At 28.3% G+C, this 26,288-nt stretch carries 21 protein-coding genes; 2 read left to right on the top strand and 19 right to left on the bottom strand.

Annotation, left to right across the window (positions count from 1 at the left end; genetic code table 11):
* Positions 1-20: 20 nt before the first annotated feature.
* From NNC19_RS06250 to NNC19_RS06235, 4 genes are all read right to left on the bottom strand, one after another.
* Positions 21-1,934: an FtsX-like permease family protein gene (locus NNC19_RS06250; protein ID WP_310937767.1), complete on the bottom strand. Its 1,914-nt coding sequence runs from the start codon at positions 1,932-1,934 to the stop codon at positions 21-23.
* Positions 1,935-2,010: 76 nt separating this feature from the next.
* The gene (locus tag NNC19_RS06245) at positions 2,011-2,781 is read right to left on the bottom strand and encodes an ABC transporter ATP-binding protein (protein WP_310937766.1); all 771 of its coding nucleotides are present in this window, start codon (positions 2,779-2,781) and stop codon (positions 2,011-2,013) included.
* 179 nt (positions 2,782-2,960) lie between these two features.
* Complete coding sequence (locus NNC19_RS06240) at positions 2,961-4,241, bottom strand: MFS transporter (RefSeq protein WP_310937765.1); 1,281 nt, start codon at positions 4,239-4,241, stop codon at positions 2,961-2,963.
* Positions 4,242-4,541: 300 nt separating this feature from the next.
* Positions 4,542-4,868, bottom strand: a complete 327-nt coding sequence (locus NNC19_RS06235) for a helix-turn-helix domain-containing protein (protein WP_310937764.1) — start codon at positions 4,866-4,868, stop codon at positions 4,542-4,544.
* A gap of 125 nt (positions 4,869-4,993) precedes the next feature.
* On the opposite strand from NNC19_RS06235, the gene NNC19_RS06230 reads away from it, so the two are divergent.
* Entirely contained in the window at positions 4,994-5,644 is a 651-nt protein-coding gene (locus tag NNC19_RS06230) for a flavodoxin family protein (protein ID WP_310937763.1), read from the top strand.
* A 111-nt stretch (positions 5,645-5,755) separates the two neighbouring features.
* On the opposite strand, the gene NNC19_RS06225 is transcribed toward NNC19_RS06230, so the two are convergent.
* The 10 genes from NNC19_RS06225 to NNC19_RS06180 form a co-directional block, all read right to left on the bottom strand.
* Positions 5,756-9,322: an S-layer homology domain-containing protein gene (locus tag NNC19_RS06225; protein ID WP_310937762.1), complete on the bottom strand. Its 3,567-nt coding sequence runs from the start codon at positions 9,320-9,322 to the stop codon at positions 5,756-5,758.
* 112 nt (positions 9,323-9,434) lie between these two features.
* Positions 9,435-10,424: a WYL domain-containing protein gene (locus tag NNC19_RS06220; protein ID WP_310937761.1), complete on the bottom strand. Its 990-nt coding sequence runs from the start codon at positions 10,422-10,424 to the stop codon at positions 9,435-9,437.
* Positions 10,408-11,694: a WYL domain-containing protein gene (locus tag NNC19_RS06215; protein ID WP_310937760.1), complete on the bottom strand. Its 1,287-nt coding sequence runs from the start codon at positions 11,692-11,694 to the stop codon at positions 10,408-10,410. Before NNC19_RS06215 ends, NNC19_RS06220 begins: the two co-directional genes overlap by 17 nt.
* Positions 11,695-11,713: 19 nt before the next feature.
* The gene (locus NNC19_RS06210; protein WP_310937759.1) at positions 11,714-12,937 is read right to left on the bottom strand and encodes an RtcB family protein; all 1,224 of its coding nucleotides are present in this window, start codon (positions 12,935-12,937) and stop codon (positions 11,714-11,716) included.
* Between the two features lie 43 nt (positions 12,938-12,980).
* Positions 12,981-14,441, bottom strand: coding sequence for a TROVE domain-containing protein (locus NNC19_RS06205; protein WP_310937758.1), 1,461 nt, complete (start codon positions 14,439-14,441; stop codon positions 12,981-12,983).
* 390 nt (positions 14,442-14,831) lie between these two features.
* Complete coding sequence (locus NNC19_RS06200) at positions 14,832-15,545, bottom strand: 4Fe-4S double cluster binding domain-containing protein (protein WP_310937757.1); 714 nt, start codon at positions 15,543-15,545, stop codon at positions 14,832-14,834.
* A gap of 17 nt (positions 15,546-15,562) precedes the next feature.
* Complete coding sequence (locus tag NNC19_RS06195; protein WP_310937756.1) at positions 15,563-15,949, bottom strand: VOC family protein; 387 nt, start codon at positions 15,947-15,949, stop codon at positions 15,563-15,565.
* 29 nt (positions 15,950-15,978) lie between these two features.
* Positions 15,979-16,617 (bottom strand): hypothetical protein, encoded by a 639-nt coding sequence (locus tag NNC19_RS06190; protein ID WP_310937755.1) that lies wholly within the window; start codon positions 16,615-16,617, stop codon positions 15,979-15,981.
* A 339-nt stretch (positions 16,618-16,956) separates the two neighbouring features.
* The gene (locus NNC19_RS06185) at positions 16,957-18,594 is read right to left on the bottom strand and encodes a hypothetical protein (RefSeq protein WP_310937754.1); all 1,638 of its coding nucleotides are present in this window, start codon (positions 18,592-18,594) and stop codon (positions 16,957-16,959) included.
* A gap of 516 nt (positions 18,595-19,110) precedes the next feature.
* Positions 19,111-20,016, bottom strand: a complete 906-nt coding sequence (locus NNC19_RS06180; protein ID WP_310937753.1) for an AraC family transcriptional regulator — start codon at positions 20,014-20,016, stop codon at positions 19,111-19,113.
* Between the two features lie 146 nt (positions 20,017-20,162).
* On the opposite strand from NNC19_RS06180, the gene NNC19_RS06175 reads away from it, so the two are divergent.
* Entirely contained in the window at positions 20,163-21,065 is a 903-nt protein-coding gene (locus NNC19_RS06175; RefSeq protein WP_310937779.1) for an EamA family transporter, read from the top strand.
* A gap of 47 nt (positions 21,066-21,112) precedes the next feature.
* On the opposite strand, the gene NNC19_RS06170 is transcribed toward NNC19_RS06175, so the two are convergent.
* The 5 genes from NNC19_RS06170 to NNC19_RS06150 all read right to left on the bottom strand — a co-directional run bounded on the left by NNC19_RS06170 (position 21,113) and on the right by NNC19_RS06150 (position 26,250).
* On the bottom strand, positions 21,113-21,667 hold the full coding sequence (locus tag NNC19_RS06170; RefSeq protein ID WP_310937752.1) for a MarR family transcriptional regulator: 555 nt from the start codon (positions 21,665-21,667) through the stop codon (positions 21,113-21,115).
* Between the two features lie 96 nt (positions 21,668-21,763).
* Positions 21,764-23,047, bottom strand: coding sequence for an acyl-CoA thioester hydrolase/BAAT C-terminal domain-containing protein (locus tag NNC19_RS06165; RefSeq protein ID WP_310937751.1), 1,284 nt, complete (start codon positions 23,045-23,047; stop codon positions 21,764-21,766).
* A 197-nt stretch (positions 23,048-23,244) separates the two neighbouring features.
* Positions 23,245-23,874 (bottom strand): DedA family protein, encoded by a 630-nt coding sequence (locus NNC19_RS06160; protein ID WP_310937750.1) that lies wholly within the window; start codon positions 23,872-23,874, stop codon positions 23,245-23,247.
* Between the two features lie 166 nt (positions 23,875-24,040).
* Positions 24,041-24,547, bottom strand: a complete 507-nt coding sequence (locus tag NNC19_RS06155) for a GNAT family N-acetyltransferase (protein WP_310937749.1) — start codon at positions 24,545-24,547, stop codon at positions 24,041-24,043.
* A gap of 662 nt (positions 24,548-25,209) precedes the next feature.
* Complete coding sequence (locus NNC19_RS06150) at positions 25,210-26,250, bottom strand: aminotransferase class I/II-fold pyridoxal phosphate-dependent enzyme (RefSeq protein ID WP_310937748.1); 1,041 nt, start codon at positions 26,248-26,250, stop codon at positions 25,210-25,212.
* Positions 26,251-26,288: the final 38 nt, after the last annotated feature.

The following is a 26,288-nucleotide window of genomic DNA, read 5'->3' as shown; positions in this document are numbered from 1 at the left end:
GTATGCTGTTTATGAGAATTTTACTTCAATTCTAAAGTGATTTTTTGGGAGTATGTTTTAAAATATAATTTATAGATTATTACATGGATTAATGAAAAAATAAAAGAAGCTATAAAACTAACTAAAATAGCTATGTTTCCATATCCATATGAACTAAAAAAACAATAGCTAAAAATAACGCTGACAACTATTCCATAAATAAAAGATATAAAATATAGCAGTAATATTTTTTTAGACATAATTTTTTTTACTTCTATTTCACTTATGCCAATTCTATAAAGATTCAAATATTTTTCCCTTTCATCCTTATACTCCATTTTCAATTTAAAATGAATCATTATTATATAGGAGAAATACATAAGAATCCAAATATATGTAAAAATAAAAATCAGAAAATTAGTACTTTGTATTGCCTTGTTATAAGCATCTATCCTTGAACTTATTTCATAAAATCTATTTCCACTTTCAATATTATTCTTCTCAAATAATTTGTTAGATATTTCATCTACAATATCATTAGAATTACTCCAATTACTGAAATTATATAAGTGTAATACTCCCTTTATACTAAAGTCCTTACTACTTAAGGTTATCCATTCATAATCTTCTTTATTAACTAAAATTATATTTTGGGATATACAATTAACCTCTCCAAATAAGGGATCTAAAATTGTATATTGTGTAGTGAACTTTTTTGTGCCTTCTTTATAATCAATATTAATATCATTGATTTGTGTCTTAATATCTTCATGTTCATAATTATCATTTAAGTCATATGGGTGAACATATATAAGTGAATTTGATTGAACTCTATAATCTTTTTTCAAAATCTTATTTATATCATCTACACAGAATATTGTAAAAGTATTGTTTCTTACAAAACTAACACTTTCATTGGTAACTATAGAATTACCATTGTTATTTACAATAGATTCTATTTCTGCATCACCCAAAGGTTCAAAGTGCCCTTTTACTTCACCATATGTCATATGAAATGGATGATATATGCTTGAATCTTTAATAAGTGCAGAGTAATTAATAATACTAATCACAAGGAAAAAGATAATTCCAAAAACTAACCAAGTATTAACAAAAAATATTCTTTTATTCTTGCTATAATAGTATTTTATATCTGAGAATAAAAAAATATTTTTTACATATTTTTTATAACTCCTATTTTTGAAATATTCAATTAATGATTCACCATTATAAAATATTAATAATGATCCAAACATACAAAGAAGTATCCTAATTAGCCATATAGTATCACCTTTTTCATGAAATAGACCCATTACAACGAAATCAACAATTGTAATCACTATTCCAATAAGAAAAAATACAATACTATAATGTCTCCCACTTTCAGCTTTTTCAGTATATTTTATCTTATCATATATGGTGCTTTTAATAATTCTGTAAATGTTGATAATTAATGAAATTGCAAATATTACGGACACGTATATACTTGTTGTTTTATAAGATACTACTGAAACACTAATATCAATATTATTTATACCTATGACCTTACAAACAAAGTACAAAAAAAATAATGATAATCCTGTTCCTAGTACTAACCCTAATATTAATGATAATATGCTTAACACTAGGTTTTCTATTATAGTACTTTTAATAACATCATTTTCTGCCATGCCAAGTGATAATAATATGCCATAATCTTTTTGCCTAGCTTTTATAAATATATTTTGAGAATAAGGAATAAACATACTCATAAACATTATTATAAAAAAAGTTGGAGCATAAATATTTCCTGATATTTGTGGGTCAACAATTGAAGGATTCATAAACTGCTTATTTTCTGATATTGAAAGAAAACTATATAAAATAGCTATAGAAGATAAATTACATAATATAAATAATCTATATTTTTTCATATCTGTTTTTAACATTTTAAATCTAATTTCACTAAATGTCATAATTAATCTTATATGATGAGTTAATATCATATTCCCCTTTCTAGAACAAATTATAGTTGAATTTATCTAAAAACCTTTAACCTAAATTACTCTCTAGGTTACTTTTATAAAACTCTTCTTCTACTTCCATTATAGAATTAAGAAACTTAGCTTTATCTCCTTGTTTTCTGATTTCCTTAAAGATTGAACCATCTTGTAAAAATACAACTCTGTCACAATAGCTAGCTGAAAAAGGATCATGTGTTACCATGAGTATACTTGAATTTTTTTTGTTACGAAGCAACTCAAAATATGACAAAACCTTTTTAGATGATTTTATATCAAGATTTCCTGTTGGCTCATCTGCAAATATTATTTTAGGATTGTTTATTATAGCACGGCAAATCGCTACTCTTTGTTGCTGCCCTCCTGATATTTCATAGGGATATCTTTCTAGGATTTCTTTTATATCTAACATATCTGCAAGAGTATCCACTATATCGCCTTCCATAATTTCGTATTTTTCATCTATGATTAATGGAATCATAATATTTTCCTTTACAGTTAAACTACTAAGTAAATTAAAATCCTGAAACACCATTCCTATATTTTTTCTTCTAAACAAGGATAATTCATTCTTCTTCATTTTGCATATATTATTATTCAATATATTTATTTCACCTTCATCACATTTATCTATACCAGATGCTAAGTTTAATAGTGTTGTTTTTCCACTTCCTGAACTACCCATTATTCCTAAAAATTCAGTATCCTCTATGGATAGGTTTAAATTTTTCAACACAACTTTATCAAGCTTTTTATTAATATTATAGTTTTTGCATAAATTTTTTATTTCTAATACATTCATAGTACTACACCCTTTTTTTATTTTATTACAATTATACCATAAAATGTTTTACAACTTTTATGATATCATCCAATAATTAGACTGAAAATATCAATGATGAAAAATACCTATTCCTTTGAACCCCATAACTAAAAAGCCAACTATCTGGACTTTTGCCCAGATGGTCAGCTTTAAATTGATTAATTAATATTTTGCTTTATCCCTAAATTAACCTTATTATTCTCCATTCTTTCATTATAACAATGAAGTAAATATGTAAAAAAAGTAAAGATAGCCATAACTCCGCCAACTAATATCCATGCACTTTCAACTGTTGTGAATTTAAGTATATTTCCTACTATTGCAGGTCCAATAGTGTGTCCAAATCCCATAATCATTGGTAGCACTGCTTCCATTCTTCCTCTATGAGATGCAGGAGTATGATTTGCTATAAATGGTCCTGAGCTAGTTGTAACTACTATTTCACCTAATGTAAGAATAATTACTGATACATATGCAAATGGTATTGATCCAATAATTCCTGGCATTCCAAATCCAATAGTATAAAGTATTCCACCTAAAAATATTCTTGCTATAGATTTTTTCCCTGCTATTAATTTTGTAACTATTGGAGTCATTACTATTACTATTATGGCATTAAAGCTAACTAACGTTCCATAAAAACTTGCTCCATTATCAGGAACTATTTTAGAAGCATGTATAGGATATAAATATGACCACTGAGAATATACAAAATTATAACCAAACATTACTAATGCAAAGAACAAAAGAATTGGTCTTTCAAATAATACTTTAATAATTGATCCATCTACATGCTTTTCAAGCTTTCTATCCTCACTTAATTTTTCTTTTACTTTATGTATAGATTCTGGAATATAGATTAATATTAAAAAAGCAGTTATAAGACTGGTAACACCATCAAGTAAAAATAAAAGCCACAAATAGTCATTTAAAAGTAGTCCTCCTACTATTGGTGATATGGCATACCCTACATTCATAGCCATATAAAATAAAGAATAAGCTCCATCTCTATTTTTAGGAGTAGTAATATCAGCAACTAATCCACCTGAAGCTGGCACTGCAATTCCAATAAAGAAACTAGCAAAGATAACAACTGGTATTAAATAAATAGAAGTTCCTAGTGCTGAAGCTACTATATATAAAAGTGCTCCTAAAGAGTTAAATATGATTATAATCTTTTTCCTTCCAAAACAATCAGAAAGTTTTCCTCCTATAATTCCACTAAACATATAAAACATACCTGAAGCAGATATAATATATCCTGCATCAGTTTTGTTAATACCAATTTTCACTGTTAAAATTAATGTTAGAAGAGGAAAAATGAAACTCCCCATAGCATTAATCATTCTCCCCAAAGCTATAATATAAATTTCCTTAGATAATCCTTTATATGGACTAAAAATTTTAGTAAATTTAGTTAATTTAATTTTTTCATTCATCTGTATGCCCCCTAAACAATTTCACCTATGTGAATTTTTAAAAAATAAAGCCAAGCTATAAAAAACAGCTTGGCTTTAAAATGCTTATATTTTCCCATTAAAAAGCCACAGGTAACAACCTGTGGCTTAAAATATAATCTCTTCTTAAAAAACAGCACATAGGTTATTAATGATTCTTAAATTATTTATGTTTAAATTTGTTTTTATTTGTCTTTGTTTAATCATCATTAAAACCCCTTTCATTTTTGTTATAGAATTAGAATACTAGAAAAAATATCCAATGTCAATAAAAATATATGTTTATTTTTTAATATATTCACTTCCCCATTGAGTCATAAGCTTAAGAATCGGTATTAATGTCATTCCTTTTTCTGTTAAAGAATACTCAACTCTAGGGGGAACTTCATTATACTGTTCTCTATGTATTAAATTTCCTGTTTCAAGTTCTTTTAACTGTGCACTTAATGTCTTATGAGCAATAGGTTCTAAATTACTCTTTAACTTATTATATCGTATTACTTTGTATTCATATATTGTCCAAAGTATAATCCATTTCCATTTTCCTCCAACTAAAGAGATTGTATAACGCATTCCACAATTCCCATATTTATTTTCAAAGCTATTCATAATACTGCTCCTTTACTTACTTTATAGTTAGTATATAACAAATAAGTGCATACTTATCTATTTTCTTATTATGGTATATAATTCATAACATAAAGTCAATTAAACATAAAATGGAGGTAAAATTTATGAAAGTAATCGCAATTAATGGAAGTCCTAGAAAAAATAAAAATACAGCTACTCTTCTTACAAAAGCATTAGAAGGAGCTGCTTCATATGGTGCTGAAACAGAACTTATTCACCTTTATGATCAAAAATATAAAGGTTGTATAAGTTGTTTTTCTTGTAAATTGAAAGACGGAAAAAGCTACGGAAAATGCGCTTTAAAAGATGATTTAACACCTGTTCTTGAAAAGATTTCAAATGCTGATGCAATTATTTTGGGGTCTCCAATATACTTTAGTTCAGTTACAGGAACTATGAGATCTTTTTTAGAAAGACTTTTATTTCAATATTTAGTTTATGATGAAAATTACTCAACTCTTTTCAATAGAAAAATACCAGTTGGTTTTATTTACACAATGAATATAAATAATGAAATGTTTAAAATGATATGTGAAAATCAGCTAAAAACTGTTGAAGGTGTTTTAGAAAAAACTTTTGGTTCTTTTGAATCATTGGTGGTAAATGACACATATCAATTTGATGATTATTCAAAATATGTTTCATCAGCATTTGATGAAAATAAAAAAAGGAAAGTTAGAGAAGAACAATTTCCTAAAGATTGTGAAAGTGCTTTTGAGCTTGGTGTAAGATTTGTTAGACAAGCTAATGTATGATTGAATTTATTCATAATTAAAAATACTAATTACCTAAGTAAGGAAGAATATTTATCTTGCATAGATATTCTTCCTTACTTTTTAATTCATTTATATAACTTTTAAAAAAATCTATTTTGAATCTGAATCATTTTGAGGAATTCCCCCTCCTGGAGGTGTTCCTCCTGGACCTCCTCCTGATGAAGCTTTCTTTTCAAGAATGTTTGCCAGCATTGATGCTGCTTCTGCTCTTAACATTTTTTCGCTTGGCCTAAGTTTATCACTATTTTCACCATCAAAAGCTCCTAAGTTTGAAATCGTAGCAGTAGCTACTACTGAATCTGAAGAAAGTAAATCTATATCTGTATACTTACCAAGGTCAGAATTAGCTCCATCCTTTGTGTTTATACCTAATGCTGTTAATGCTTTGTAGGTATAAATGAATGCATCCTGTCTAGTTACTGCATTTTCTGGTTTAAACTTCTTGATTGTAGTATCAAGTATTCCTTTTGATACTGCCCATGAAACAGCCTTAGCATATTCACTATCTGCTGATACATCCTCAAATGAAGATGTTACTTCTGTTTCAGGCGATCCAGATGCTTTATATAACATTACTATATAATCTTTACGTAATATACTTTTACTAGGGTTAAATTTAGTATCTTCAGTTTCTGTAATTACTTTATCTTCTACAAGACTATCTACAGCATTTGCAGCCCATGAATAATTCGCCATATCACTAAAATATTTTGAATAATACTTAACAAATGTAACATTTCCGTATTTACCTGGTTTAATTGTATTACTACTTTGATATTTAACTATTACAGGTTTATCTGATGTAATCTTTGAAATATCATCTGCTTCAATAGTTCCTACTGTTGTATCTTTTGTTACCTTCCATGATGAGCTCTTATCAAAATAGAGATTTGCATTATAAGCATAACCATCTGTAGTTCCTATCCATTCTGAATTTTCAAAGTGAGCATTTAAAGAACTTGGCCCACTTCCCATTCCAGGAGCACTACTTGTTACTGTTTCTGCAACATAAAAATCACCATTTATTTCTGTAGTTTCACTATTTTCATTTGATAGATCCCAATGAGTTTTGCTATTTTCATTTTTGAAGTATACATTTCCTGTTCCTCCACCTTCAGCAGAAACTATATAATTATTTGCTGCCTTACATTTATCAGGGTTTGCTGCTGCATAGTTTTCAAGATATGTTCCCTTATATGCATCTGATGAATTGTATTTGCTATCTCCATACTTCTTATAATTTTCGTTAACTAATAGTGAACTATCTACATATACAGGTGTGCTAGATGCTTCTGTATATATAACTGCAAATCTGTTTCCTCCTGAATATCCTGGAGTTGCAGATTTATCAAGAAACCACCAATTAAGTGAATCTAATGTGTAAGCTGGTGAATTCGCCTTATCTAAAAACATGTTAAGTTGTGAAATTGAAGTTGCAGATTTTCCATTGATAGCACTATCAATTTCATCTTTTTTATTTAGAAAAGTTGTTGGGTCTGCTATATCATAGGCAGTTCTCATCTCTTCATCATCGTAATAAGCTGAAACCTTAGAATTTGAAACTTGTACCTTAGAATAATTACCGCCTTCATTTCCATTACGTGTTTTTATCCCCATAACTCCTTGGATTTCACTATTATATGCATAGCTATAACCACCTGAAGCAGATACAAGTCCTGCATCAAGATATGAAGTTAATTTGCTATTATATAATGATACTAGCCCCTTATCTCCACCTATTGAGTATACACCTGCACAGCGAAGTCCATAAGTTTTTGTGTAAGCTTGATTTGCCACAATAGTTCCTCCACCAGTGTCTGTAGCAAGGGCTGTCCCAGCTTCATCACCAGTAATAACTACTGTGCTGTTAGGATAATCACTTTGATTTTTATATACTGGAACATGCTCTCCTGATTGATTTTTAGTCATGTATGCATTAATACCTGAAGGTCTTGTTGATAAAGCAGTCTTATCTCCTCCTGAGTATTCTTTTCCAACATTAATTGTAGCTTTGTCACTACGTGTTCCTGCTGTTACAAATTTACTGTCATAATTTTCACCATTTTGAGCATTTATATATGTTTCACCACGATATGAAACATATGGGCCATGTGCCCCTGATGAACATCCAAATAGAAGTCCTCCTTGTAGGTTAAGACGTCCACCATAAGTAGAATAAACAGTGTTTACAGTTCCATCAATAAGTGGATTTTTCAAAGTTAAGGAAGCTTTTCCAACAGCTGTTGCATCAGTAGTTCCTCCATCAACTAATATAGCTGAACCAAGTCCATAGAAATTTCCTGCTTCAGATGGACCAATTGAACTTGCATTATTTTTCACATGATATGAATCAACTGAAACATTTGTACTTTTTGTCGATGACGTTACAGCAGATCTATCGGCAGAAGTAGCACCTGTAGCTTGTACCAAAATGCCTGCTGTATTAAAATCATTTGTATGTGTTCCTGTAGAATCATAGGTACCTATAAGACTTTCTGTATTATTAGGAATTTCTGTTACACTTTTGTAAAGATAAGCAGTATATACTCCAACCTCACCTTTTGAAGGTCCATTTTGTACGTTTTCATAATAGTTGAATAAACGAATCAAGTCATAATCTTTACCATATACAAGTTTATCTTTTTCATAAGCATAATTTATTACTTCAGCCTTGCTGTGGAACATAACAGCTGATTTACTTTGATAAGCTTTTACTTGCTTATATTCTTTATCATCAGCTGCATAATATATACCTGTTGATGTACCTGTAGACTCATAATAGTCATTTGTTTCAGCACCACAGACCTTAACTTCTGTATTAACATCATCTGGAAGTGTTGTGCCACTAGCTACTGCACCTTCTGTAATAGCTGGGGCAGTATATGTTGAATCTTTTGATTCTTTATGGGTATCATTTGGATCTTCTTCAAAAGTAGCATTGATTTTTGAAGATTCACTAGAAAATGTGTATTCATATGAATATTCGTTCTTGCCAACTGCATCACTTACTTCTTTTCCATCAGCAGTTAATGATTTTATTTTGTAACCAATGTCTGCAGTGATTTTAAAGGTTGTAGAATTTCCACCAGTAAGCATTGATTTTGGAACATTATAAGTTCCTTCAGGAAGGATACTACCATTATTTTCTGAAGCAACATCAAATGTAGAAACATCACTACTAAAACCACTTGTTCTTCCTTCTGCAACAGCTTTAGATATAAAATCTGTTGTACTATAAAATATTCCAGTACAGCTCATGAAACCAGCTGCAGTAAGAGCAGTGTCTTTCCCAAATGACCATCCTTTTGTAGCATTGTAATCATAAATAGCTCCATCATTAATTTTAGTTACACTAGTTGGAAATAATACATAGTTTCCATCTACCTTGTTGTTGGAAGATACTGTAGTTGAACCATTTCCAATAGTTGTAACTTCATGCCCCTTAACCTCACCTGGAAACATAACTATCTTAGCATTTTTTTCTTCTCCTGCTGTAGTTACAATTGTAGCTTTACCATCACTTCCAACAGTGTAAACCCAGTTACCATCTTGCAAATTTGCAGCTTTAACTTTTAAGCTTATGCCTGGTCCATTAATTACCAAGGAAGTAAAGGATAGTGTTAACAAACAGGATAATACTCTTTTAAATCTTTTCATTTTATTCCTCCTCACATAATTTGTTTGTTTTCCTTCATTTAGATATTACCAGGAAAAAATGTGCAAATTATGTGAGCTTGAATACATTTTTATAAATATATGTCATATGTATTTAACATTTCTTTAATATATCAATAATCTTACTCCTAACTGATTCAGGAGATTTTACTACCACATATGGTCCTAAAGATATTATTTTTCTTATGACTTCATCTTCATCAAAGGTATAGTAGTGAATTTTTACTTCATACCTATTATCACCTAAACTTCTTGTGCTTCTTTCATAAGAGGAAAGCCCCATAAAGCATCTTTCCATAGCCATTCTCTCATCTGTTAATTCTAAAACTATAGGTTCTTTTGAATATTTTTTATCTTTTAATTGTATTAAAAGCTCTTGCCTATTTTTATTAGTTTTAATACTTGGCTCTAATTCTATGGATTTAAGGTTCTTTAATAAAATCATTATTGGTCTATCTTCATCTATAGAATATACAGATAACCTAAAACTTTCATCTCTTAAAGAATACTCAAGTCTTAAAGGTATAGCTAACTTATCCTTATATTCATTTCCATGCTTATCTTTATTGGTATATCTTATTGGACAATCATTTATGATGCCTTGAACAACTTTAAAAAATAATTCTTTAATATTCTTAAAATCCTCTTCTTCATTTACAAACCTATTAGTTCTTTCTATAGTTTCATTTTTTACAGCTTGTACATCAGCTAACTCTTTTTCTAGTTTTAATACTAAATCTTCTCCTAAAAACTCTCTTGTCATCTTTTCTTGTAGCATTCCTTTTAACCATTGTTTTTCTAAATTCGAAAACCTTACTGCTAAAGGGATTTCTTTATTTTCATTTAAAACTGGATAATACTTTTCATTTATCTTCTTAAGGATATTTAGATTTTCTTCACTACTATACTGATTTAAGATTAATCCCTCAAAAGTTATAAAATCCTTACCTATTAACTTTTCATCGTAAGCTTCCTCATCTATAATTTTTAATATTTCCTCTTGGGTTAATCCATCTTTTGATAAATTCAATAACTTAAAAACTAAATTAAAATATCTATTTTTATACTCATGAAATAACTCCATAGTTTTTAAGCATCTCCTTCCAGTCTGATTCTATTTTTCTTCTTATATAGCTTGGCTCTAAAACTTCAATTCTACCACAATAACTTCTTATCCAAGGCGTCATTTCACTACAATCATTGACTTCCTTTGAGAATATAAAACTATTCTCATCTTCCTCAAGTTTGTATTCAATAAGCTCTCTTTTTATTTTTTCTATAATATACATTTCATCTTCATTCTCTATTTTAACCTTAAACTTTAAAATTTGAGGACGGCTTTCTCCATTTAAATGAACGGAAGACCAGCTTTTTCCCATGGAAAATTTATATTTCTCTAATAGTCCATCTTTTTTATATTTTTCGTTTAAAATCTTTACATCATGTATTCTATCAAGCCTTGAAAGAAAACATCTTTTATTATGAAAAGCTACTAGATAAAATCTTCCACATTCTATGTCATAACGCAGTTTATAAGGTATAACTATCTCTTGGTTATACCTTATTTTTCTATTTTTAGGCTGATTATACTCTATTTTTACTTTTTTATTTTCATTTATGGCTTTCATAAGTTTCCATAGTATTTCTTCTTCTATAATTGGGTGAAAATGAAGCTTTTGATATTGAAAAACATCATCATAATTTTCCTTTATATCTCTGTGAAATTTCATATATTGCTTTAGAGTATCCTCAAAATAATATCCGCTAACATTAGGAAAAAGTATATTTTTATATAAAGAAGTAATTAAGTATAGCTTTTTTATTTCCTCTTCATTTAAATCTTTTAAAATATCCTTAGATATTGTATATTCCTTTGATCTCCCTTTTTTTTCAAAGGCGACAAGTCCCATAGAATCTGAAAGTTCTTTTAATTTTCTCTCTATGGTCTTGCTGCTTATTTGGTCATAATCTAAAACTCCATTCTCCACCAAAAATTCTTCTAATTCATTAAAACTTATTTTCTTATCATGATAATTTAAGGCTAAAAGTATGTAATAATAAAGTTTAAAATCAGTTTTTGTGAAGCTCTTATTTAAATAGGTGCTAATTAAAAAGTTATTAGTATTTGAAATAGAATCATAACTTAAACTTAAAAGTTTAGTCTTTCCTTCCCTGTCAAATTTAATAAAATCCTTTTCTATGTACTGCTGTATTCTTCTTATCTCATAGCTTACTTTTCTTGAACTTCCTCGATTTTTGTTTTCATAATCCTCTCTTGAAAAGCATCCATATAAAAATACATCTCTTAATATAGATCTTATAAGATCGTAATGCTTTATAAAATCTGCAAACAAATTAGCACCTCCATTAAATTTATCCTTGAGCTTTAAAATTATATATTGGTTTTATTATACCAAGAATTTCGACAGAATCCTTAATATTTTCTATAATTTCTTCAATTGGTTTATAAACCATAGGTGCTTCATCTAACGTATCCTCAGTAACTGATGTAGAATAGATACCTTCCATAGACTTTTTGAATTCTTCATAATTTATATTTTTCTTAGCTTTCGTTCTACTCATTAATCTTCCAGCCCCATGAGGTGCAGAATAATTCCAATCTTCATTACCTTTTCCTATGCAGACAAGACTTCCATCTCTCATATTTATAGGAATAAGTAATTTCTCTCCTTCATAAGCTGAAACGCTACCTTTTCTTATAATGTTATCATCAAAATTAATATAATTATGTATTGTATTAAACCATTCAAAATCTTTTACACTTTTACCTAATAGTTTATTTAAAATAATATCTGCCATAACACTTCTATTTAAAGTGGCATACTCTTGGCATATATTCATATCATGAAGATAATCTTCTCTATACTTTCCAGTTAAGAAACATAATGATCTTGGATATGATGGCATTAATTCATCATATTGCTGTTTTAAATTCTTTAATTCTTTTTCTATTTCTTTTCTTCTTCCTTGAGATTTAAATTCCTTAATAATTTCTTCTCTTTTAATGTAGTATTCCTCTTTACCTGAACATAAATCTATAGCTAAATTTTGATACAAATCTGCAACTTGTGTTCCTAAATTTCTGCTTCCAGAATGGATTACTAAGTACAAATTTTCCTCTTCATCTTTGTCTACTTCAATAAAATGATTTCCTCCACCTAATGTTCCTATGCTCTTTTCAATTCTTTTCGTATTTTTTAAGCTTCTAAAACATCTTAATTCTTGTAATTTTTCAAATTTAACTTTTCTTCCTTCATGTGTGTTTTTGCCTGAAGGTATGTACTTATTTATAATTTTATCTAAATATTCTAAATCTATTTGGATTTTACCAATATTTATAGTTAACATTCCACACCCTATATCTACACCAACTATATTTGGTATTACCTTATCTCCTAAATCTGCTGTAAATCCAATAACACAACCTGACCCTTTATGTGTATCTGGCATTATTCTTACCTTTGCACCTTCTACAAAAGGTTGATTGCAAAGCTCTAGTAATTGGTCAATTGCTTCTCCTTCTATATTATCTGTAAATACTTTTGCTGTATTATATTTTCCTTGTATTATTTTCATTTGTATCCCTCCATAAGTGAAAATCCTAATCCATGATTTGAACTTACTCAGCCAGTGAACATGAGTCAAGTTCTCTAAAATAGTAATTTTCTATTGTATTTCTTAAATTACCTACACCATCTTCAACTATAGATATAAATTCTAATATTTTTTCATTCCAACCTGCTATTATATTAACTCTATCTCCAGCAAATTGTTGTGTTCCATATCCTTGCATATCTATTGCATGTACCCAAACATTTGAATTTATCTTCTTTTTATATTCTTCAATATAACTTTGACAAGTTCTCTTATATCCATAATTTATTTCATTGTCTGATAATAGTATTATTCTATCTACATATATATTGTTACTTAGTAAATATCTTATTGGTAGTGTTATATCTGTACCACCACCAGTAATAGGTATGGATAAAGCATTTGATATAATACCATTTCTGCTAGCCATTGGTCTTAGTTTAAATCTAGTATCAAAGGTACTTGTTACAGCATCTTCACATATATAATTAGCTATTGCCATCATAAGTACTGCAATACTTGCTGAAGTAACATCACTCTTAGCACTTATTGGCATCATCATAGAACCTGAAACATCTGCTGAGATAAATGTTTTTCCTTTAAGCTTTGTAATATTTTCAGTTGAATACTTTATTGCATTTTCTAAAGCATTATACACTTTTGAAGTGCCTAAACCTTCTCTTTGTAGAGTATTAAATGCTGTATAAAATCTAAATGGCAACTGTTTACTTTTTAAAACGTGCTCTTTATTTGATAGCATCTCATATACTTTATCTATATTATTAGGGCTACTTTTAATTATATTTCTTAAATTTCTTAACAAGGCCATATATCCAAGGTTATTTGTTTCAATAAGCTCTTCCCAAGATTCCTTTGTATTTCCTTTTGCTGATAACTTTGTTTGCCATGTAGTTGGTGTGCTTAAATTTCCTTCTATTAGCCTTTTAAACATATTACTTTGCTCTTCATTTTTTGCTTTAGGATGGACCAAACATAATATATCTTTAAGTTTTACTTGCTTATCTCCATTATACTTAGCCAAACTGTATTCATTAAATGTTATAAATTTATCTGCTAAACCTTTTTTCATGGAGTTTGGTATTGGCTTTCCAAATTGATTTAAGTGATATGATAGAATTTCTGACATATCATCAACTCTCTCAACTGCTTCATTTATAGCTTTTCTTGTATAAATTTTCCCTTTAGTTGAATTTGAAAGCTCTGAAACTAAAACATGAGATATACTTCTAAGATGCATCTCTCTTCTAGTATAAATAGCTAAATTTGCAATAAATGTTGGGGCTATTTCACATAATTCTCTTATGTCCCTAATAATTTGATTTGAATTATCTCCATAAAATTTATCTTCTCCAAAGAAACTGGTTAAAACTTCTATTATTAGTCTATCTATCAGAGTCATTTTATAAGCTATATGACCTTCATGATTCTTAGTTAATCTATTTAAATCTTTGTTAAACTTACTCATATCCTTGCTCCTTTACTTTTGTATAAATATTTTAGGGAGAAAATCGAAAAGTGTTTTGCTTAAATCTAAGCATATAATCTAAAAACCAATATAGAAGTAACACTTTTCTTCACTACCCTTTTTTATTGCAAGGAGAAAATCTATTTGAGTAATAGTGCTCTACCACCTGAGCTATCTATATTATCATAGACAATATAGAACAGGACTCGAACCTGTGACACCTTAAAATCATAAATAGAAGTAACTCAAATATGCACTGCCTTGCACTTGACTTCTATTTCATTATATTTATTCACACTTAGTTTTTACAGACAAAAACTTTGCAAATTAAAAACCAGCAAACTTAATTGCTGGTCTTATATTTCAATATTTAAATTATAGCTTTTTCTTTTATAAATATTGCTTTTTACCATATGGACACACATACAAACACATGCCACATGCATCAATTTTTCTTTCTTCCTTAAGTCTGTTAAAGTGTCCTTCACATTTTCTCACATCAAGCCTTAATTCACGTGGTTCATTTTCTACATAATTCCTTCCCAGTATAGCTTTTGAAGGACATATTTCTGTGCACTTAGTACAACTACCACATTTACTTTCTAATATTTCCTCATTCTCCTGAAAAGGTGCATCAGTCAATATGGTTGTCCATCTTACACGTGGCCCAAACTTTGGATTGATTAAAAGACAGCTTTTCCCTATCCACCCAAAACCAGCTAATCTAGCTGTTAGTTTATGTGATAAAGAAGCATAAATTCTATTGCTATCTATACGTTCTGCTGCTGGTAATGGCATTACTCTGTAACCATTTCGTTGAATTACTGAACTTATTATAGAAGCAAAATTATCTAATCTACTATTAATTATTTCATATGCATGTATTCTATACTGAAGTTGATTTTCATATGAATCACCATGCTCAATAAGATCAACTATGCTATTTTGCAATGCTATCCCTATGGATATTGCTCTTGGATAATCATAGATTATAGAACCACTAATTTCTTTTATTTCATTTTTCACTTGGCTTAGTCCTGCTACACCAATTAAGTCAATTCCATGTATGTCACCTAATTCTTTTATAGTTTCAAAAAGCTCCAAACATTTATACCTCCTATTTATTCAATTTCCGAAAAAATCTCATGTATATTTCCATCTGGATCTGCAAATAATGCTGTTCTTTGATTCCAAGGCATGTTCTTTGGTTCTTGAATAGCTTTTGCTCCCATTTCAATTAGTTTTTTATAAGATTTATTTACATCACTAGGATTTTCACATGGAAATGCTAATTCAAAAGCTTGCCCAGATACTTTCTTTTTATATTCTTCACTATACTCATACATAGTTTCTCTTGTACAAATAGCAAATCTTACTCCTGTATTTTCAAATTCAACATAACCTCCAAGATCATTTTCAATCTTAAATCCTAAAACTTTGTTATAAAAATCCTTCATCTTCTTAATATCTTCTGTCCAAATTGTAATAAGATTAATTTCAGCTTTCATAATATTTTCCTCCTCAAAAATCATTATTTTTATTCATAATCATATAGCCCTGTAGTATTTTTATCTTTATAACTATCTGGTGTAAATTTATATACTATATCATTGCCTTTTGCATCAAATTCTATATCACCACCAACTGCATCATCCCCAACTAATCTTACATAATATGTTCCATCCTCAGTAATAGGTACATCAGTTGAAGCTTGGCCATTCAAATCAATTGAGGATACAATTTTTAATGATGGCGATATAATTATTAATTTACATTTTCCACTTTTAAATACACCTTTATAGTTAAATGTAATATGGTCTGTAGTTTGCTTATATCTATAAAAATATGCTTTTGTTTGGTATCCTCTAAAATATTTAAAATTTAAACCAATTCTACTTTTAATAGGTGAGTATTGTGTCAATGTAATAAAATAATCATCATCTTGTGATAGAAGAATATTTTCATCATTATATATATCATTGTATAAATTATCATATTTTTTATCTTTTAAATTCTTTAAATCTTCAACACTTTCTACCTCCCCAGCGGCTTTCATTTTATCTACATTAATTATTGATTTTAAATCTTTTATCTTAAAAGAAAAACTAACAGTACAACCTGTTAAGTTTAAAGTTGTTAAAGAAATTATTATTATAATACTAATTAATTTTTTCATTTTATCCCCCTATTGTCATTCTAGTTAATTATACATTATACGGAAAATAATTACACTAGATATAGAGTTTAATAAAATTATATTTTTATATTATCATCAATAAATTTATTAAAAGCCTTTTCACTAAATATTTGATTTGTTATATACTGTCCTTTAAAATTTAATAGAACCATCCATTGCAATTACTTTTCCATTTAAAGCATTAACCTCCAATTTATATTGCTTCATGAAATGTACTCCCTTCAAATTTCAATAAAAAAGAGGATCCAAATTTATGAATCCTCTTTCTTGTTAACTAATATCTAAATTTATTTTGACATAGTTGTTTAAAATTATATTTTATTCACCACCTACCCACTGATTTAATTGTTCCGAATAAATAAATGATTTAATAAGCATTCTTCCAGTATAAAAATCAGTATGAACATAAACTGGAGTATTAAGCATTTTATCTGAAGTTATAACACTTACAGTAGAAGGTTCCATGAAACTTGTAGATAAATTACCATAGAATACATACTTTGTATTCTTCTTTGTAAACTCACTCATAGATGAAGTTATTTTCTTTAAATCAAAATATACACTAAAATTACCATTAGCATCAGAAGTTACTTTTTCTTTATACAAAGTACCAAATAAATCAAAAGCAACTGCCAAAGGTGTATTAGGTTTATTTATTGTTCCTTTAACTGTGAAACCATTTTCAACAACTTTTCTATGCTCTGGTTCTATAGCAAAACGTTTTACTATTTCTTCAGGGGCCATTCCATAAGTGCTGAAAGTTTGGTCACTTGATGAATACTCAGAATATGGCTTAAAGGTTGATTTATAATACATTCTTTTTTTACTTGTATAATTATCATAGGCAACTTTTTCATCTAACCAAATTCCACTTGTAATACCATAGATATATCCATTTGTACTTGTATTAGTATAAAAATATTTATAATCATCATCTGAATCTGATATTATTTTTACATTTGTAATCTGTGTCTCAGGAATCTTAGTAACAACAACATCTAAAGCAGTCCAGTTAGACCAAGCACCATGAGTATCACTTACTCTAAACATAAGCGTATATGTGCCAGCTTCTTTAAATTTCATTGTACATCCATCTTTATCTTGATTAGTAATATAATTAGATAATGATGTCTCTACCCCATCCTTCATTGCTACACCTTGTACATCCTTAATTGAATCATTTGCATCATTATCCTTAGAATTAAACCATCCAAAAGCAAATTGTGTATTTGTATCTCCACTTAATGTAGAATAATTAATAATACATTGTGGTCTAGTATTATTATCTGTTGGTTCAACAGGAATAGAAATACTCCATTCATCAGACCATACATTCTTTTCATTCATACACTTAAATTTCATTATATATTGCCCTGCAGTTTTAAATTGAGTAGCAAATCCAATATTCCCTGTTAAAGTCCCTATAATAGAGTCCTTAACGCCATCTGTCCCAGTAATATTCATATTAGTTATTTTATAGCCATCTGGATCATATGTATAATTCTCTCCATTATATGACCATAACCATGCAATTTGAGTATTTGTAGTAATTTGTCCATTTTTTAAGCTATCTGGATTCATAATAACATATTTTAAATTAGCAATTGGCTTATGAGTTGTATTATCTATAGCTTGGACACCTCTAATTAATCCTAAATTTGACTTGCTTTTAGTTGACTTCTGTAAACTATTTAATAAAGCATTATCTACATCATTTTCAATAGGCTCTATCTTATTTAAATCATCCTCTACAGATTTTTCAGATTTTTTTAAATCATTTGAATCAATTTGATATACCTTTTTTGAATTACTTAGAAACTCTTTATAATTATTATTACCTTCTGATGAAGCAACATTTACTTTTGTTGACAAAGAATTATTACTATTAGCTGATGCTATGCTAGGAGATAGACTTATCATTACAGCTAATGTAATTCCTAAAAGCTTTTTAACCATTAAAAATCCCCCTTTTTATTGAATAAACAGGCGTTTATTCTCTAATTTTTAATAATCTTACATTAATGCAATATTTACTATTAAGTGGTAATAAATTTATTTCCAATATCAATATAAATCAAATAATGTGTAAAATCAAAGTACTAACCCATAGTTTAGACATAATTTCATTGACTTTTCTTACATTTAATGATTATTTCTCCAATATATTCCTAATATCATTTTTGAAAATTTGTTTTTCTGACAAACAAAAAAAGTAAAGATACCATTTTTTTATGTATAAACCCCTTGTATTCTTGTATTAACAGGAAAGTTCATTCCTACAATCTTATGAGGAAGTGAATATGTCCTTAAAAAATTTGACCACCATATAGTGAGCTAATATTTCATCCTCATTAAAAGTTGATATGTCCATGCTTTCTACTTAAAATATATCTAAATAATTGTTATCTTTTAACCTAAAAGTGTTAAATTTAGTTATATCTAATATCTTAACACTTTCAAGCTTATTATATTTTATCTTTCTTCATAATATTTATTTCTATATTCAGAAGGTGTACATTTCATGTATTTTTTAAATATTTTCCCAAAATAACTCATACCATTAAACCCTACATCAATAGCAATATTAGAAATGGATTCTTTACTTTTTAGCAACATATCTGAGGCTTTTGAAATCCTATATTCCATTAAATATTCAAAAGGTGTTACCTTTAATGTTCTTTTAAAATTACGACAACATTCACTTTTGCTTATATTTGCTGCCATTGCAATATTCCTCAACGTTATGTTTTCTTTATAATATTTGTGTATGTATTGTATAGCTAATTTTACTCTTTCTTCATCAGGTGAACCTTCTATTACATAATCTTTAATATCATCTTTCACTTCTCTAACTAAACTCAACCAAACATTACTTAGATGATTTCTCATCTCCAACTCATAAGCATATGTTTTTTTATTAGATAAAGAGAAAATTTCTTTTAACTCATTTAATATATTTTTTTGCCACTCAATATCTTGTTTAAAAGAAATAAATTTCAAATTACTATTTTTAATAATCGGACTTATATATTTTCTTTGAATTGATGACTGCTCTGTACCTCCAATTAAAATTGCATCAAATACTATAGAAAACATAATACAATTAATATTGTTATAGGGCTTAATTTGATGAAGTACATTTGAATTCACAAAAATCCCTTCACCAGGTTCTAGAATTATTTGTTGATTCTCTATATAAAAAATCACCTTATCATAAAGGGAATATGAAAACTGCAACTCCTTATGCCAATGCCATCTAATATGTTTATCTTCAAAGAGGTTAAATTTATCTGTGTAAATTGCTATAGGAAAATCATAGGAACCATGTTCTGCTATTTCCTTTAAACTATTATCTACTTCTATTTTTGTTGATTGCATTTTTATCATCTCGCTAATATAGTTTTATTTTCTATCAATATATTAATTGTTATATACTGAAAATAGTAATAAAATTATTACAGATTTAATTATATAAATCAATATATTTGCAATAAAAAAATATACAGAAAGTGAGTGGAAATTTAGTGAAATCTCAATCTAGAATAAAAGGAATACTTCTTGTGATGATAGGTTCAATGCTATGGGGAGTATCAGGTACTGTAGCCCAATATTTATTTCAAGAAAAAGGTTTTAGCCCAGAATGGCTTGTTGTTATTCGATTATTAATTTCAGGAATAATTTTATTATCATATGGTCAATTAAAAGGTAATCAAAATGTATGGGTAATCTTAAAGTGTAAAAAGAGCCTATTAAATCTTTTGTTTTTTAGTGTTATAGGAATGTTAGGTGTGCAATATACATATTTTGCTGCTATTAAATATGGAAATGCAGCTACAGCTACAATACTTCAATATCTATCTCCTGTTATAATAACTTGCTATATAGCTATTAGAACTAAAAAAATCCCTACTTTTAATGAAGTACTAGCAGTTATTTTAGCTATGATTGGTACATTTTTTATAATCACAAAAGGTAATATTCATAGTTTATCTATTTCTAAACTTGCTCTTTTCTGGGGAATTAGTTCTGCTTTTGCTGCAGCTTTCTATACATTACAACCTCACTATCTCCTTAATAAATGGGGATCTACAATAGTTGTTGGCTGGGGTATGCTTATTGGTGGACTTGCCTTTAGTTTTATACATAAGCCTTGGGATTTTATAGGTGAATGGTCAACAACGGCTTTCTTTGCAGTTATATTTGTAGTTCTTTTTGGAACATTAATTGCCTTCCATTGTTATTTAGAAAGTTTAAAATATATAAAGCCAACTGAAGCAAGTGTACTTTCCTCTGTAGAACCATTATCAGCAGCCTTTTTATCGATTATTTGGTTAAATGTTAGCTTAGGTCTATTTCAATGGTTAGGAACAGCTTGTATTATAGTTACTATTGTAATTTTATCTAGAACAAAGAAAGTTGATGTATAAAAAATAAACTCCTGAAATAATTATTTATTGACTTCAGGAGTTTATTTCTATTCTCTATTACTTTCTTTAAAACATTTTTCTAAAATTTCACTTGACTCATCTTTTAAGTTAAAATCGAGAACCTGTACATTCTCCTCAAATCCATCCATCTCCACACCATCAAAACGATAAAGCTTAACTAATAGTTTCCAAAGAGTTTCTATTTCTTCTTTAGAAAACTCCTTAAAAAGATCTACCACAAATTTAAGCCCAGTATCCTTTCCACACTGAATTACAGCCTCCATGCCTTCATCAGTTAAAGACACATTAACTGCTCGTTTGTCCTTTATACTTGGTATTACAGATACAAATTTTTTCTTTTCAAGACTTTTAATTAGTTGAGTTACGTTTTGTTTTGTTGTACCTAATTTCTTTGCTATATTAATAAAACTTCTTTCATCTTCAGATAGATGTAGAACTGCTAGCATAGTCATATATTGTCTTGATGTTAATGATTCACAATACTGATCTCCTAACACTTGTATCTTATTTGAAACTGAAAAAAGACTTGAAAATGTTTGCTGCATTATATGTAATAATTCTAATTTTTCATTGTAATCCATATTGAAAATCCCCTTAAATAAAAAATCAATAGACAATATATTTAGTCAATACATTGTCTATTGATTATATAACTTTATTATGGAAATATCAAGAATTTATATAGTTTCATTGAAAAATTCAATCATCCTTTTCCATGATTTATATTGTCCCTCTGCGTTACCTTCTATTGTTCCACCTGAAGTAAATACTCCACCCATCATATGCCTAAATAAATTTTCACTTATAGGAATAATGTATGGAATTGGCATTGGATGCCCCATTTTTTTACAAGTTACTAATTCCACTTTATGCTTATAGTTGCTATTTTTTAATTTATCTAATATCTCTAGGCACCCATCATAACTGTTCCACATATTATCATCTGCTCCTGCAATCATGAGAATGTCTGATTCTGAATTCTCTAGCTTAATTCTTGCCTCTTCCTTATTTTCTGCTTTTTCAACACTTTTTTTATAGGCATTTGCAAAACCAAATGTTGTACCTTCTTTTTGAGATTTTTTTAAGTCTTGAAATGCTATACTATCATCTATTTTGATATACGGAATTGATTCACCTTTATATTCCCATGAAGAAACATTCTTACCAGTATTCATTCTATCAAGAGCTTGAAAACAGTATGCATGAGGTTCTACTGCAACAACTTTTTTAACTTCCTTATATCTTGAAGCAAGTAAAAGTGCTAATTCTCCTCCTTTTGAAGTTCCATGAATAAATATATATTCTGACTTTGTAATTTCATTATTCTTAATCCATTCAAATATTTTTTCAAAATACTCTAGTGGAATTTTTTCTAATCTCTCATGAAGTCCCTCATAATTAAAGTATGGAACCACAAGAACATTAAATCCTCTTGAAGCTAAAGGAGCTGCCATAAGAGTTACTGCATTTATATTACCATCAGATCCACCTAACATTAAAATTGTTTTTTGCTTAGACTTTTTTTTATAGAACAACTTTCCTGAAAAATCTTTTTCACAAATATCTTTAATAATAACATCTTCTGTTTTAAATAATCTCTTTAAAGTAATTTCTTCTTTTTCATCAGAAGATTCAAATAACATATTAATAATAATTGGTTTTTCAATAGATATATTTTCCGAAATATTTTTGCCTTCACTTTTTGATTTTTTCATAGAATAGATTAACCCCATAGAATTATTACTTTCATAAGTTCCTTCTATAGGCTTAGCTAAATTTAGGTCTACTTCACCTTTTTCATCTGAAAGAAATATTCCATAAGAGGAATATTCTTCACCTATGCACCATGGCAATTCCATCTTCATGCTTATCCTTAGTTTACTATTTGATTTTAATTCTGTTATTCTAATTTTTAATTTTTCATCTGCAAGTGCTTCTTTTTTAGATATTTCTATTTTCATAATTAAATTCTCCCTGCACATTATATTAGATATAGTAATTACTAAGATTTTTAAATTGACAATATATTGACTATTTAAGTATATTCCTAAAAAACATATTAGTCAATATATTGTCTATTTATATAATAAAACTTTAGCTGATAAATTCAGAAAGTGTACAAAAATAATCTTGTACACTTTCAAATGATAAATATCTATTAATTTTGATTTTCTACTTTAGCTTTTTTACTCTTTTTAACTAAAATAAATATGATTAAGCCTACAACTCCAGCTACAACTATATAGTCTGCTATATGAAGCCATTCACGTATTAATGTCCAATTTTCTCCCATAGCATAGCCTGCATAACCTAATAATATACTCCATAATAAAGATCCTATGAATGTATAAAAAACAAACTTCTTAAAATCCATTTTACTAATTCCTGCTGGTAGTGAAATAAATGTCCTTATAATAGGAAGTAATCTTGAAAAGAATGCTATTTTTTCACCATATTTATTAAAATATTTATAACTCATCTCTATGTGAGACTTATTAAGTCTAAGTTTTGCAGCATATTTATCAACTAAAGGTCTTCCGCCTTTAGCTCCTATAAGATATGTAATTACTGATCCTAAAGTACCACCTATAGTCCCCCATAAAATTACAAATACTAAGTTAAGCTGTGTCCCTGTATTAGCTGGTGATGCTAAATATCCTCCAAATGGTAGTATAGCCTCACTAGGAATAGGTATACATGCACTCTCTAAGCCCATTAAAGTAAATACTCCAAAGTAACCTACCTTATCCAATAGAGCTATAACCCAATTTACTAGAGTTTCTAACATATTATCCTCCTTCTATTTACTTACTTTTATTTTTTATAGAAATATTATAAAAGTTATATTTCCATTTTTAACTATAACAACATATTTATAATACCATAAATTTTTAATATAATCCTTATTTATGTGATAGATAACATAATTGATTTTAGATATTATACTTTGCTATTTAGTATAGTATTTTCTCAAAAGCTATTCTTTTACTCCCGTCTTCCAAATAAATTATTCCACAATACTGAAATTTATTTTTCTTAAGTAACTTTTGCATAGATACATTTTCTTTATGTGTGTCCACTTTTATACTATACACACCTTTTTCTAAACAAAGTTTCTCTACATTTTTAATAATTTGTGATGATAATCCCAAACCTTTACAATTGTTATCAACTGCAATTCTATGAATAACTGCATATTCATCATTACTAAACCATTGGCCTTCATAAATAGAATCATATGTTTTTTCTTCATCAAAAGAAACTGCTGCAGTAGCAACAATATTTTCATCTTTTAGAAGTACATAACTATTATTATTTTCAATATCATTATTTATTATTTCAACATTAGGATAATTGTCCTGCCATTGATTAATTCCTTGTTCTTTAAAATAAGCTTGTGCTTGGCCAATGATACCTATTATATTGTTGATGTCTGTTTCAATTGCTTTTCTAAATTTCATTTAATTCCTCCTCAATTATCTATATATTAGTTAATTTATTTTTTATAATACAAATTTTTATGATTTTTACTTATTATACAGTATTTTCGCTTATAAATATAGCCTTAACCAAGGTATACATGGTTAAATCTATAGATCTGGTATGTCCATAAAAGCAGTCAAGGATTATGTAAATCTATGTTTGGAAGGTGAATCCACTTTAAAAATAAGATATGAAATTATTTTAGACCAAAAGAAATAATTAGAGGAAATGAATGAAAGATATCACTATATTGAGCATAAAACCAAATGGTATGATGACATTATGAATCATCGTATACCAGATAACAGCAATCCAGAAGCTTGGAATATTTCCAACTTAGAATCAAAAGAAGAAGATTCTTTCCCTCAAATTCCAGGTAAAAATGGAGCTTCATAAAATTTCATAGTGATACTAATAAAAAATATAGTAACCCCAAATTTGCAGTTATCAAAAATAAGATAAATAATCACTTTCCACATATTGCAAGTGTATTTTATGCGGAAAGTTTTTCATAACATGAGTATTCATATACTAGAGATGTAGCTGACATACATGTAAAAAAGCAGTCCCATCATTACATTAATAACCAATAGTGAATAGAATTCTTTAAAAATCTATATGTTGCAACAAATTTATATAATTATGAAATATATTTAACTTGTAAGATTTTTAAGTCATTAATGAAATTTTCTACTGCCTCCTTACTAGTAGCCCAGGAGGTTACAAGACGAATAGAAGAATTATTATCATCAACCTTTTCCCATATATAGAATAAATACTTTTCTTGAAGTTCTTTAATTACTTCGTTTGGAAGAATGGGGAAAATCTGATTTGTTGGAGAGTAACTTAAAAATTTATACCCCATTGAACTAATCTCCTTGCTAAGTAAACTAGCCATATTATTAGCATGAATTGCAAGTTCAAAGTAAAGATTGTCCTTAAAAAGTTCAAGAAACTGCATACCTAAAATTCTTCCTTTAGCCATAAGCGCACCTTTTTGTTTCATATTAAATCTAAAATCATCTTTTAATGAATCTTTACAAATCACAAGTGCTTCACCAAGTAATGCACCATTTTTTGTACCTCCAATATAGAATGCATCAGCTAATCTTCCTAAATCAGAAAGTTCTATATCATTTTCATTAGAACACAAAGCTGACCCCAATCTTGCTCCATCAATAAATAAAATTAGGTTATTTTCTCTGCAGAAATTGCTTATTTGTTCAAGCTCATTTTTTGTATATATTGAACCAACTTCTGTAGGATTTGATATATAAACTAGTTTAGGTTTTACCATATGTTCATCGGTATGAATATCTAATACTGACTTTATATGCCGAGTATTAAGTTTTCCATCCATTACTTCAACAGAGATTACTTTATGACCTGTAGCTTCAATAGCACCTGTTTCATGAACAAAAATATGCCCTGTATTTGCTGCTATTACTGCCTCATGAGATCTTAAAAAGGCTGAGATTGAAGTAAGATTAGTTGAAGTACCACCAGTAAAAAAATGAATATGGATATTATTGTTTTTAATTTTACTCTTTAAAAATTCAATAGCTTTAATTGTATAATAATCTTCTCCGTAGCCTTCAGTTTGTTCAAAATTAGATCCTATTAAAGCATTTAATATTCTTGGATGAGCTCCTTCACTATAATCATTTTTAAAACTATACATTTATTTAACGACCTCCTTAAAAAATAACATCATAAATT

This window comes from Clostridium sp. SHJSY1 (assembly GCF_031626875.1).
GTDB lineage: Bacteria > Bacillota > Clostridia > Clostridiales > Clostridiaceae > Clostridium.
The sequence above is the reverse complement of the archived record's forward strand: the minus strand, read 5'-3'. Positions and strand labels throughout refer to the sequence as shown.